The sequence below is a fragment of the Candidatus Frankia nodulisporulans genome (assembly GCF_902806475.1).
Classification (GTDB): Bacteria; Actinomycetota; Actinomycetes; order Frankiales; family Frankiaceae; genus Frankia; species Frankia umida.
Map to the genome: position 1 here is coordinate 1 of NZ_CADCWS010000125.1, position 11,944 is coordinate 11,944.

At 72.7% G+C, this 11,944-nt stretch carries 11 protein-coding genes; 5 read left to right on the top strand and 6 right to left on the bottom strand.

The features are described 5' to 3' along the window. Together G6R24_RS12660 and G6R24_RS12665 are read right to left on the bottom strand one after the other, a co-directional pair. On the bottom strand, positions 1-403 hold a 403-nt coding region (locus G6R24_RS12660), incomplete at its 3' end, for a P-loop NTPase family protein (protein ID WP_225438463.1). 66 nt (positions 404-469) lie between these two features. Continuing rightward, positions 470-1,045, bottom strand: coding sequence for a hypothetical protein (locus G6R24_RS12665; RefSeq protein WP_163549454.1), 576 nt, complete (start codon positions 1,043-1,045; stop codon positions 470-472). Positions 1,046-1,319: 274 nt separating this feature from the next. Here G6R24_RS12665 and G6R24_RS12670 point away from each other — a divergent pair, with 274 nt between their 5' ends. Then, positions 1,320-1,898 carry a GNAT family N-acetyltransferase gene (locus G6R24_RS12670; protein ID WP_225438459.1) on the top strand — a complete coding sequence of 193 codons (579 nt, stop codon included), beginning with the start codon at positions 1,320-1,322 and terminating at the stop codon, positions 1,896-1,898. Here the strand turns inward: G6R24_RS12670 and G6R24_RS12675 are convergent. Next, complete coding sequence (locus G6R24_RS12675) at positions 1,837-3,435, bottom strand: zinc-binding metallopeptidase family protein (RefSeq protein ID WP_163549455.1); 1,599 nt, start codon at positions 3,433-3,435, stop codon at positions 1,837-1,839. The two genes, G6R24_RS12670 and G6R24_RS12675, sit on opposite strands and share 62 nt — an antisense overlap. A gap of 728 nt (positions 3,436-4,163) precedes the next feature. Here G6R24_RS12675 and G6R24_RS12680 point away from each other — a divergent pair. Beyond that, the gene (locus G6R24_RS12680) at positions 4,164-5,045 is read left to right on the top strand and encodes a DUF1003 domain-containing protein (protein WP_163549456.1); all 882 of its coding nucleotides are present in this window, start codon (positions 4,164-4,166) and stop codon (positions 5,043-5,045) included. 143 nt (positions 5,046-5,188) lie between these two features. Continuing rightward, positions 5,189-6,664, top strand: a complete 1,476-nt coding sequence (locus tag G6R24_RS12685) for a D-alanyl-D-alanine carboxypeptidase family protein (RefSeq protein ID WP_225438460.1) — start codon at positions 5,189-5,191, stop codon at positions 6,662-6,664. Here G6R24_RS12685 and G6R24_RS12690 read toward each other — a convergent pair. Both G6R24_RS12690 and G6R24_RS12695 read right to left on the bottom strand, forming a co-directional pair. Next, positions 6,634-7,413 (bottom strand): 2'-5' RNA ligase family protein, encoded by a 780-nt coding sequence (locus tag G6R24_RS12690; protein ID WP_225438461.1) that lies wholly within the window; start codon positions 7,411-7,413, stop codon positions 6,634-6,636. The two genes, G6R24_RS12685 and G6R24_RS12690, sit on opposite strands and share 31 nt — an antisense overlap. Positions 7,414-7,736: 323 nt before the next feature. Next, positions 7,737-8,582, bottom strand: a complete 846-nt coding sequence (locus G6R24_RS12695; RefSeq protein ID WP_192029125.1) for a serine hydrolase domain-containing protein — start codon at positions 8,580-8,582, stop codon at positions 7,737-7,739. Between the two features lie 306 nt (positions 8,583-8,888). On the opposite strand from G6R24_RS12695, the gene G6R24_RS12700 reads away from it, so the two are divergent. Then, complete coding sequence (locus G6R24_RS12700) at positions 8,889-10,130, top strand: NAD(P)/FAD-dependent oxidoreductase (RefSeq protein ID WP_163549459.1); 1,242 nt, start codon at positions 8,889-8,891, stop codon at positions 10,128-10,130. A 106-nt stretch (positions 10,131-10,236) separates the two neighbouring features. Here G6R24_RS12700 and G6R24_RS22360 read toward each other — a convergent pair whose 3' ends face one another. Further along, positions 10,237-10,842, bottom strand: a complete 606-nt coding sequence (locus tag G6R24_RS22360) for a DUF3017 domain-containing protein (protein WP_225438462.1) — start codon at positions 10,840-10,842, stop codon at positions 10,237-10,239. A gap of 341 nt (positions 10,843-11,183) precedes the next feature. On the opposite strand from G6R24_RS22360, the gene G6R24_RS12710 reads away from it, so the two are divergent. Further along, the gene (locus G6R24_RS12710; RefSeq protein ID WP_163549460.1) at positions 11,184-11,810 is read left to right on the top strand and encodes an FHA domain-containing protein; all 627 of its coding nucleotides are present in this window, start codon (positions 11,184-11,186) and stop codon (positions 11,808-11,810) included. The last annotated feature ends 134 nt before the right edge of the window (positions 11,811-11,944 follow it).

The window sequence follows — 11,944 nt, forward strand, 5'->3', positions numbered from 1 at the left end:
AGGGTATCCACGGCGCAAATCCGATGACCTGGGGCAGGCTGGTACGCCGATAGTTCCAGACCCAGCGCCAGAAGTCGGCGCGTTCCCACGACCGGCGGACCGCGCGCCACGCGCACCGGGCGAAGCCGAAGTCCAGCACGATGACGGTGTCCGCCGCCCGCAGCCGGACGGGGAGAACGTCGTAGGGGCCCAGGTCGCCGTCCATGATCCAGCCGTCGCGCGCGGCGAGAATCGCCTGGACGGCCGCCCACTCCTCGGGCGGTGTCGCGACCAGACCTCGCTGCCAGAAGTGCTTGTCCAGCTCGATGACCGGCAGCCCCGTGAGCCGACCCAGTTCGGTGGCCAGAGTTGACTTGCCGGCGCCGCCCCGGCCCAGAATGACGATCCTGCGCATGGTTGCCATGCTCACCCACCCGATCCCGTCAGGGCTACCGGGTCGGGGTGCCGGGTCGCGGCGCCGAGTGGCTCGTCAGATCCGCAGATGTTGGCGGGGACCGGCGAAGGTGCTGGCGACCTCGCCGAGGGTGGTCTCACCGGGGTACGCCCCCAGCGCGACGATCGCGTCATCACGATCAGCACCGGTGCCGGTACCTACCGGGACGGCCCACAGGATCGACTCGGCGACGGGGAGCAGCGCGACGAGCACGTCGTCGTCGTCCATCTGGGCCGCGAGCCACGAGACTCGATCGGACTGCAGGGCGCAGACAAGGGTGACCTCACCGCCGCCGCTGACCGGTTCGGAGCGCACCCGCGCGAGCTGGCCGGACTCCTCCAGCGCGTCGGTGAACTGTACGGCGAGGCGCTCCCGGTCGTAGAGCTGCCCGTCCTGGGCGACCCGCAGGACGACACCATGCAGCTCCCGCTCGTGGTGCACCTGGAACTCGATCTCGGTGTCCTCACCGAAGTACCAGCTGAGCACCTCGGGCAGCACGTCGCGCAGCTCCGCCGCGGCCGGCTGCACCATGGCGAGCCCGGGACACTGCGGCGACCACGCCGACCAGGAGGGACCATCCGGCCGCACGATCAGTGAGACCGGCCTACCCACGTTGGAACACCATCACATGACCCCTCCGCCGACCCGGCCGGTGTGGATCAGTATCCGCGTTCCCCCGGTCGCTCGGGAGCCGTTTGGGCTAAAGGTTGCGCCGATTACGCCCAACATCAAGCGCAACCCGCACAACAATCACTCCGTACCGGGGGCCACGGCCGACTGACTGTGGGACATTTCCGACGTGCCGGAAGACGGACCACAGCCGGAAGACGGACCACGGTCGGAGGGCCGGCCGCGACCGGAGGACCGACCGCGGCCGCGGACCCGAGTGGCAGGCCCCGCGGGTGGTCAGCATGCTCGTCGCACCGGGGACATCCTGGTCCGACCGATCACCGCGGACGAGGGGCCGCTGCTGCGCCGGCTGCGGTTGGCCTCGGTCGCCGACGCCGCGATGGCCTTCTGGCACACCGCCGAGGTCCTGTCGTCGTGGCCCGCCGACGAGTGGACTCGCCTGGCCCGGGCCGCGACCGACTCGACCACCGACCTGATCGTCCTCGCCCAGCACGGCGATCAGGCGGTCGGTCTGCTGCAGGGGCTGACCCCGTCGAACCGGCCCTGGCTGCGGGAGCTGGCCTCGATGTGGATCGCGCCGCGGGTCCGCGGGCAGGGCGGCGCCGACGCGCTGGTGCTGGCGGCGCTCGACTGGTCGTACCGGGTCGGCGCCGAGGCCGTGAAGCTCTGGGTGGCCCCCGGGAACCTGGCGGCCCGCCGCCTCTACACGCGGCACGGCTTCGTGGTGCTGGGCGGGCCGGAACCGACGACGTCCGACCCGCTCGTGCGCACCTTCATCCCGATGCTGCGGACGTTGTATCCGGCCGCGCCCCGTCCGGCCGCGCCCCGTCCATGATCATTTCATGGACGAAGTCGAGTTTCGCCCGGACGGCCGGGGTCAGGACGAACGGGTAGAGGTCGTCACGTCCCATGCTCCGGTTGATGGCGTTGAGCGCGTAGGTCAGCGGCAGCCACTGATCGATGATCGCACGGATCGACGCCCGCCCGACCGAACCGTCTGATCCGTTGGCACCGACCGACCCAGCGCCACCGACCGCATCCCTGGGAGCGGCTGAACCCCCGGCAGCGACAGAGCCCTGGAGAGCGACCGGGTCACTGGGATGGGCCGTGCCCCAGGGATCGGCACCGTCGGAGAGGTTCGTGAGGTCGCACGGATCAGGCGGGCCGTACAGGTCGGACACGTCGGCGGGCTCGGCGGAAAGGCTGTTCGAGGGCACTCCGAACGCGGCCAGGTCGGGGCCCGCGACCTGGAGGCCGAACTCCGCGGACGTCCGCAGGGTGTCGCGGATGTGCAGGTAGTGGGCGAAGGTCTCGGCCCAGTCCTCCCACGGATGCATCGTCGCGTAGGCGCTGACGTAGGTGTCCCGCCAGTTCGGCGGCGGCCCCTGGGCGTAGTGCCGCTCCAGGGCGGCGCCGTAGTCGAGGTCCGGGTCGCCGAACAGCTCCCGGAACCGGGCCGTGCGCGCCGGGTCGGCCTCGACCAGGGCCTCCCAGTAGTAGTGGCCGATCTCGTGACGGAAGTGCCCGAGCAGGGTGCGGTACGGCTCCCCCAGGTGCAGGCGGACCCGCTCCCGGTGGGCGTCGTCGGACTCGGCCAGATCCAGTGTGATCAGACCGTCGCTGTGACCGGTCACCACCGCGTGTTCGGAGCTGTTGAGCAGATCGAACGCGAGCCCGCGCACCGGGTCGTCCCGCTGCGCGACGACCGGAAGGCCGAGTTCCAGCAGCTGCGCCACCAGCCGTCGCTTGGCGGCCTCGGCGCGAACGAACCGGTCCCGTCCGGTCGGGTCGTCGTCCGCCGGGCGGGTCCGGGTCAGCCGGCAGCACCGGCACAGCTCCCCCACAGCGGACGAGTCGGCCGCGCTGGCCGGCACCGGCACGAGCCAGTTGCAGCCGGCCCGCTCGCTGGCCGCACAGCGCTGGAACCAGCGCCGCCGCTCGGGTGGGACACCGTCGAGCAGGTCCTCGGCGATCGGGTCGGCTCCGATCGCCCGGTCGATGAGATCCGTGGCGGTCACCAGGCGCACGAGCGTCGGCGAGGCCACCTGGTGCACCGCCTCGGCCCCGGCCTGCCCGCCAGCACCGTCGAAAGGTGTCCGCCCGATCGCCGCGGCGATCACCGCCACCGGCGGCAGCTCCAGGTACGCCGTGGCCGACCCCGACCGTGCGTCAGCGAACGGCTGGCTGCCAACCGACGGCTCGGTGCCAACCGACGGCTCGGTGGCAGTCGAGAGCTGGGGTGATCGGCCGGTGACCAGCGTGATGACCCGGCCCTGGTCCGGGTCGAAGCCGAGGGGCGCTCCGCAGCGCAGGCACGCGGAGTTCTCAAAAAAGACCAGCTGCCCGCACCGAGCGCATCCATTGACCTTCATCGACCCCTCCGCCTCTGCCGTTTCGCGCCGGTGCCTACCCCCGCCCGCGCGTGCAACGCCTCAGGACGGAACCTCGGCGCACGTTGTCTTTCGTCGTCCCGCCCTGTTGGCGACGGAGATCACGAAGACCCGGCAGTTACGGGCATCCACCCTGCGGTTATCCTTGACAGGCCCCCGAAACTTCCTCTATGGAGGACCAGCGCGAGGAGGTGGCCGCTGTGAGTTCTGGCGGGTGCTCCAGTAACGGCCGCTTCCTGCTCCTGGACGACAGCCGAGGCTGACTCCGGCTGTGGCGGCCCGGTCCCGAAGCGCGCTTCGCGCCCGCGGCCGGTGACGCCCAGCCCACGTCCATGAAACCCGGGTGACGACTCCCCGGGGCACTGCCTGGGAAGGCCGGCTGCGAGCCGATCCTGGTCCTCCCACGTACCCGTTCACCCAGGTGAGCAGCGCGTGGTCGCGATCCGGGTCCTGTTCCGCTGCCGTGAACAGTCGCAGGGCGTTCCGTCCGGGCTGGCGTGGCACCGCGGGCGGATTCGCGCGCCCACGCAGGTCGCACGATGGCGTGTGTCGGGTGTGCTGGATGTCCGTTTCAGGCAGGGCACGAGCAGGTGCGGTCGATCAGCATCGTGAGTCGACCTGAGGCCGTCGCATCGCGCTCAGCATGCGCGCGGCCTGCTCGAATAACGCGCGCCCGGACGATCTCCTCGGCGCGCGGAGGGGGAGCTGTCATGGCCATCACCGCAACCCGCAACACGGGCCGCCGCCGGCCCCGCACCGATCGGCTCGATCTTCCCGGTACCAGCCGGGTGACCCTGCTGCCCCGGGTGGACCGGGAGAACGCCAGCCGCATAGCCGAGACGATCGCCCGTTTCCTGGGGACCGGACGGTATCTGGCGATCCAGACCGGCATCGTGATCGTCTGGATCGGGCTGAACGTCGCCGTGCCGCTCATGCGCTGGGACCCGTACCCGTTCATCCTGCTGAACCTGGCCTTCTCCACCCAGGCCGCGTATGCCGCGCCGCTCATCCTGCTGGCCCAGAACCGCCAGGACGACCGGGACCGGGCCAGCCTGACCGAGGATCGCGCCGTCGCCGGACGGATGCGCGACGACACCGAGTTCCTCACCCGCGAGGTCGCGGCGCTGCGGCTCGCCCAGAGCGAGGCGGCCACCCGGCAGTACGTCCGCGGCGAACTCGCCGGCCAGTTCGAGACCTTCCGCGGCGATCTGGAACGGCTGCTGGCGGCTCATCTGCCCACGACCGGTCTGCCCACGACCGACGAGGGCCCCCGCCTGACACCCCGCGCGGACACCCGCGGGGACGACCAGGGGAGCACCGAAGGCGCCCCGTCCGCCGACCCCCACCCGGCACCGGACGCACCCGACATACCGGCCGCACCCGTCACACCTGGCATACCCGTCACACCTGGCACACCTGTCGCCGCGGCCACCCCCGCGGCCGCCCGGACGGGGCACACCGGCGCCCTTCCGACGGCCCGGGTCGCCGCCCGCACCAACACCCGCACCTCGACCGGACGGGCACATCACCGGACCGCGGCCTACGCCGGAGCCACCCACAGAGGGACGGAACGTCCGAAAAAGGGGGATTAGCCGCCGGTGGGCACCCGTCCGCGACACGTCGGCCGACTGCCCGATGCGGGCCGGCTCAAACCAGTAGCGTTCAGTAGGTGCGTGCCGGCCGGTCGTATCACTCTCATCCTGCCTCGTCTTCGGCAGTGAGAGCGAGCCGCACGTTGCGTACGGGCCGCGGCGCGAAACGTCGCGTCTGGGCCCTGCTCGCCGCCGGTGCGCTGCTCACGCTGACGCTGTGCGCGCCGGTGTCGGCGGCGCCCGTTCCGGCACCAGCCGCGCCCGCGGTGACCCCGCCGCGCACGGGCGACGCGGCCGCCCCGCCGGCGAACCTGACCGCCAAGGACTGGGTGGTCGCGGATGCCGACAGCGGGGCGATTCTCGCCGCGTCGCATCTGCATGACCGGGACATGCCCGCCAGCACCATGAAGATCCTCACTGCCCTGACGATTCTGCCGAACCTGCCGCCGGACCAGGTCGTCACCGTCGGGCCGGACTCGTCCCAGGTGGATGGCACCAAGGTGGGGCTCGTGCCCGGAGTCGGCTACTCCCTGCACGACCTCGCCACCGCGATGCTGATCTCCAGCGGCAACGACGCGACCGTGGCCCTCGTCGACGCGGACGGCGGGTCGACGGCGGTGCTGGCGCGGATGAACACCCTCGCCGGCTCGCTCGGTGCCCACGACACCGTCGCCGGCGACCCGACCGGGCTGGACAGCCCCGGCCAGCTGACCAGCGTCCATGATCTGGCCGTGCTGGGGCGGGCCGCGATCCACGAGCCGTCCGTACGCCCGTACCTGACAGTCCCGCGCGTGTCCCTGCCCGGCCGGGGCGACCAGCGTTTCGAGATCCAGAACCACAATCTGCTGCTCAACCGGTACGAAGGCACCATCGGGGTGAAGAACGGCTACACGGTCGCCGCCGGGGCGACCTTCGTGGGCGCCGCCACCCGCGCGGGCCGTACCCTCGTCGTCGCCCTGCTGCGCACCGCGCCCGAGTTCGACCGCGACGCACGCGCCCTGCTCGACTGGGGTTTCGCCCACGGGAGCCAGATCACCCCGGTCGGCTACCTGCCGGACGCCGCGACCGGGCTGGCCGCGAGCGCGGCCGGCGCGGGGCCCGCGGGCGCGTCGGCCCGGACGGCACCCAGGGCCGACGCCCTGCCGGCGCCGAAAGTGGACGAGCACGGCGGCATCCTGCACAGCATCGGCCCGACCACCTGGATCGCGGTGTGCCTGACCGTGGCCGCCCTCCTGCTCACCATGGCCACCCGACGGCTCGGGCGGCGGACCCGGCGGGCCCGGGCGGCCCGGGCGGCGGCGATGCGGGCCCGGTTCGCCGCGCAGGACGACGGCGGCGTCCGGCCCGGGCGGGTCGAACGACCACCGCTGTCACGTGAGCGACGCCCGAACCGACCCGGTTACCGTCCCGACCACCAGGCCACCGACCGTCGTCTCGGACGCACGTCGACGGGCCGGCCCATCGATCGGTCCACCGCTCCGGTCCGCCGGCCGCCCGCGCCCCCGCGTCCCGATCCCGCCGGACGCGGGGAGGCCCACACCGACGAGCTGTACTACGACCTGCCGCGCGAAGCACCGCGGGAGCGGACCTACGAGGCGCCCCGGCGCCGACCCTCCTGAGCCCGCGGCTCCTCCTCAGACCCGGTCCCCACCTCGGTCCCGGGCGCGCCGAACGCGAAGAACCGCAGGGGCCGCCACCGTTGGTCGGCGCCGCGTCGGTAGAGGCCGAACCCGCTGACGTCGAACCGGGCCTGGTACTCGGCGAGCGCCGCGTAGGCACGATCGAGGCCGTCCGCGGGGATGTCGTGCGCGACCGTGACATGCGGGTGGTAGTCGAAGGTCAGGGGCCGCTCCAGCGGGCCGGAACGCACCGCGGCCGCCAGGCTCGCGCACTGCGTCGCGCCGGCCACCACCGCGACGAACACCACCGGTGACAGCGGGCGGAACGTCCCCGACCCACGCAGCCAGATCGTGAACGGCTCGGGTGTCTCGGCGGCACGGGCCAGGTGCGTCTCGATCGCCGGCAGGTCGGCGACGCGGACCGTGGTCGGGCCGAGCAGCGTCACATGCGGGACGATCAACGCGGCGTTGGGGTCACCGAGACGCTCCCGCCAGTCCTGCAACTGGGTTCGGTAGGGCTCGGGGATGCCGATCGCCACGCCGATGTCGGCCAGACCCGCCGCCTCGGACGTGCGGAACGGGTCCGCCGCCCGGACGGTGGTGGTCATCGCCGGCCGGCCCGCGAACGTCACATCCGCGCCGTACGACGGCGCCGTCTCGTCAGCGAGCGGCGCCGACTGGGCCCGTGCGGCGTCCTGGGCCCGTGCGGCGTCCTGGGCCCGTGCGGCGTCGCTGCCCGTCACTGACACCGGAACCGGGTATCCGTTCATGCGACCGACAGCACGGCACGGTCGACCCCGCCAGGTTGCACCCCGAGCGCCGTCACCCTGCGTGTAGGCATCCACGCGGGTGGGGGATCGATGGCCGGCCGGCGGGATCGGTGTCGGCAAGGTTGCATGCCGACATCATGGCCCACCGAGGCCGTCCGTCACCCGCGGACTGCCGGACCAGGCGGCCCACCCGCGCGGACCATCCGAAAATCGGGCAACACGTCCATCCCGAACTGGTCAAACGCGCTGGACGTCCCGTACGTCCCCCTGCGACGGCCACACCGGCTGACCGTCGCGGACGGTCACAACGCCGAATCCGCCGCCGGTACGCGGCCCGCGGCGACGATGTCATCCGCCAGGGGTGGCCACGCCGCACGGGCCCAGTCACCGAAGTCGCGGTCACTCAGAGCAACGCAGCTGAGGCCGGCCGCGGGATCCACCCACAGGAACGAGCCGCCCTGACCGAAGTGACCGAACGTGTCGGGCGCGTTGGTGCGCCCGGTCCAGTGCGGCTGCTTGTGTCCACGGATCTCGAAGCCCAGGCCCCAGTCGTTCGGTTCGTGGCGACCGAAACCGGGCAGCACCCCGGACAGCCCGGGAAAGGCGACCGAGGTGGCGGTGGCGACCATGCCCACCGAGAGCAGGGTGGGAGCGAGCAGTTCCGCGGCGAATCGGCGCAGGTCGTCCAGGGTGGCGTGCACACCGTGGGCCGGCGAGCCGGTCAGCTGGGCGCCGGCCATCCCCAGCGGGTCGAACACCGCCTCGGTCAGGTAGTCGGCGAACGCGATCCCGGTGGCCGCGGTGACAGCCTCGCCGAGCCGCTCGATGCCGGTGTTCGAGTAGATCCGCCTGGTTCCCGGGGCGGCCAGCACCCGCTCACCACCGAACTCGAGCCCGGACGCGTGCGCGAGCAGATGCGCCACCGTGGACGACGGGGGCCCGGCCGGATCGTCCAGGCCGATCGCCCCCTCCTCCACCGCGATGAGCACCGCGTAGGCGGTCAGCAGCTTCGACACCGACGCCAGCCGAAACGGATGGTCGGCCGGGCCCACCCGCCCGAGTTCGCGCACCCCGGCGGGCTCACGCCGAAGCACACAGACCGCGGCCGTCTCGACCGGCCACCGCGCCACCTGTTCCAGTGCGTCCACGTCCCGCACTGTACGAGGTTTCCCGGCCGGACTCGCCCGACCGGACGGGCCCATCCGGCGGGCTCACCCGACGGGTCGAAGGCTGCCGCGGGGCGCTCGCCACGCACCCTGGGGGCGGCTGCGAGACTGGCGATCGTGCAGATCCCGCCGTCGTCGTCAAGCTCATCGGGCTCATCGAGTCCGCCCAGCTCGCCCAATTCGTCAGATTCGCCCGATTCGGGCGAGGATATCCACTCGATCACCGCGGCCAGCCCCACCAGCCCGGTCGGCCCGGCCGGCCCGGCCAAGGACGCCGGCACGATCACCATGGCCACCCCGATCGTGCGCGTCGACGAACCGGAGAACGCCCCGACCGGCACGATCGACGTGCTGATCGTCGGCGGCGGTCCGGCCGGATGCGCGGCGGCGCTGGCGGCCCTGCGGGAACGTCCCGGCGCGAACGTCGTGGTGGCCGATGCCGCCGCGTTCCCCCGCGACAAGACCTGTGGGGACGGCATCGCACCGCACGGCCTCGACGTTCTGCGCGACCTGGGTGTGACCGACGCGGTCGCCGGCTACCGGGCGGTGGAACGGATGCGGATGCGCACACCGGGCGGCGCCGAGGTGGCCACACCGTCCAGTCGGGCCAGTTACGTCGTGCCCCGGCTGGTCTTCGACGCCCGGCTGATGGCCGCGGCCAGGGCGCGTGGCGCCATGCTGATCCGGCGGCGGGTACGCACCCTGGAGTTCGCCGAGCGGCCACGGCCCGACGGGCGGGGACGCGAACCCGTCGTCGTCGTCAACGGGACGCTGGCCGCCCGGGTGGTCATCGGTGCCGACGGCGCGAACTCGGTCGTGCGTCGCGGCCTGGGCCTGGTGGCCAACCCACCGGAGTCGATGGCGATCGCCGTGCGCGCGTACGCCGCGCTGCCCGCCACGGACGGTCCGGCCGAGCTGTTCATCCACATGACCGACGAGGGCTGGCCCGCCTACGCCTGGTCGTTCCCCATCGGCGACGGACGGGCGAACATCGGCTACGGGATGCTGCGCTCCCGGCTCGCCCCCGGAGACGACGGTGCCAGCGCGAAGACCGTGCTGCACCGCACCCTGGAACGGATGCTCCCGCACACCCCGGCCGAACCGGACACCCTGCGGGCCCACCATCTGCCGCTGTCCACCCACCGACCACGCCAGCCGTCCGGCCCGGTCCTGCTCGTCGGCGACGCCGCGTCCCTGATCAACCCGCTGACCGGAGAGGGCATCTACTACGCCCTGCTGTCGGGAATGCTCGCCGGGCAGGCCGCTGTCAGCGCGGGCCAGCCAGCCGGCGCCGGACGGCTCTACCGACGATCGCTGGACGCCGAGCTGGGCCGCCACCTGCGGCACACCACGCTGCTCGCCGGCCTGGTCGGACGCAGCGCCACCATGATGGACGCCGCCGCCCGGGCCGCCCGGACCCGCACCGAACTGTACGACTCGCTGGTCGAACTCGGACTTGGCCGCGGCACGATTCCGGCGAGCACCCTGACCCGCCTGGCCGTGCGGCGCGCGATGGCCGGCCGGCGCTGATCGTCCGCTCCCGGTGGGCGGCGGCGGGTCGCGACGGCGGCCGGCAGCGGCGGCCGGGCGGGCGGGCCCACGCCGGGACCATCCGTCACACGGTGCGCACTGGCGTTCAGGGGCCGAGGTAGGGCACGGCGGTGGTGAGTCCGATCACCGCCCCGCCCAGCACCAGCAGCAGCAGGGTGTCGAACACCCGGCCGCGCACCGCGAGCAGGCCCACCCGCCGCGCCGGCAACGCCAGCCGGGCGCAGCCCGCCACCACCAGAACGACACCGATCAGCAGCAGGCCTCGCCGCCACCGGTTCTGGAAGACCAGCCCGAACCCACCGGCCACGCCGACCAGGACGACGGCGAAGACCACTTCCCGGCGCAACCAGGCCACCAGCCCGAAGCCACGGCTCTGCCGCTGCCGCGCACCACCACCGGACGCATCCCCACCGGGCACGTCCCCACCGGGCACGTCCCCACCGGGCACGTCCCCACCGGGCACATCGCCACCGGGCACATCGCCACCGGGCGACGGGCGCTGGTCCCGCGCTGACTGATCGACGCCGGGCGAGCTGGCGGCCGGTCGACGCCGTGAGGTGCGCACCGGGGTGGTCGTCTCGGCATCGCTGTCGGGAACGCCGGGCGGCCAGACAGCGGCCCGCGCACGCACCGCCGACCCCTCGGGGCTCTGGTAGCCGCTGCCGCCGCGGTCGTGGCCACCTGGATCCACCGCAGCCCACCTCCGGCGCCGGTCCTGCACGGCAGATGCCATCCCCGCGGCCAGAACCCGGACAGACCGCCACGGATGGCGGCGCCCGGCCACGATGCCACTGGACGGCGCGACCTATCCAACCAGCATGACCGGCCGCGCGGTCAGCCGGTAGGCCGACCTGGCCCACAGCGTGGCCCGGTAGCCACCCGACCGGCCACCGGGCCGCCCTCCGGCCCGCGTCGACGACCACGCGAAGATCGACGCGGATGGTGTGTTACTGCTGGCTGGCGGGGGATTACCCCAGGGAGATAAGCCGCGAACGACGCTATCGCGCACGCAGGAAAGCGAGGTCGGAGAACGTGAACGGGCCGAGTCTTCGGATTGAGGTCACCGGTGAGGTCGTTCCGCTGTGCCCGGAGGTCACCACGGTGGGTCGCGGGCCGGGAGTGGACGTGCTCCTCGACGATCCCAGCGTGTCCCGGCTGCATGCCGAAATCATCCGGCGCGGCCCCTACCTCTACGTCTGGGACCAGGGTCTGTCCCGTAACGGCACCCAGGTCAACGGCCGGCCGGTCGGTCGGCAGGTGCTGCACGACGGCGACGTCCTGCGCTTCGGAGCCGCCGGGGTGCGCGTCCACGACGCCCGGGCGCTGATCGAGTTCGCGATCGAGACCGCGGCCGGACCGTCGGGTCATGACCACACCGCCGAGATCGTCATGCCTGATCCCCCGGACCTGACCCGGCGGGAGTGGGATGTGCTGCGGGCCCTGTCGCGCTCGGCGGGCACCCCGGGGGTGTTCGTCATCCCGCTGTCCACCAGGCAGATGGCGCAGGATCTGGTCGTCACCGAGGGCGCCGTCAAGCAGCATCTGCTGCGGCTCTACCGCAAGTTCGACATCTCCCCCGGGACCAACCGGCGCGGACGACTGGCCAATGAGGTGATGCGGCTCGGGCTGGTCCGCCCGGAGCCGGTGGATTCAGCCTGAGACCAGGTAGAACGCCACGAATGCGCCCCTATCACATGGCCTGAATGCGACTTTTCACTGACCCAGGCGAACCCATCGGGAACACAACCGCGAGTACCCCCACCTGAGGGCGCCCCGCATGCCTAGCCCAGGGC

Excerpts from the sequence above, each read along its gene's own strand:
- G6R24_RS12675 (WP_163549455.1), bottom strand. The coding sequence starts at position 3,435 with ATGAAGGTCAATGGATGCGCTCGGTGCGGGCAGCTGGTCTTTTTTGAG.
- G6R24_RS12680 (WP_163549456.1), top strand. The coding sequence starts at position 4,164 with ATGGCCATCACCGCAACCCGCAACACGGGCCGCCGCCGGCCCCGCACC.
- G6R24_RS12700 (WP_163549459.1), top strand. The coding sequence starts at position 8,889 with ATGGCCACCCCGATCGTGCGCGTCGACGAACCGGAGAACGCCCCGACC.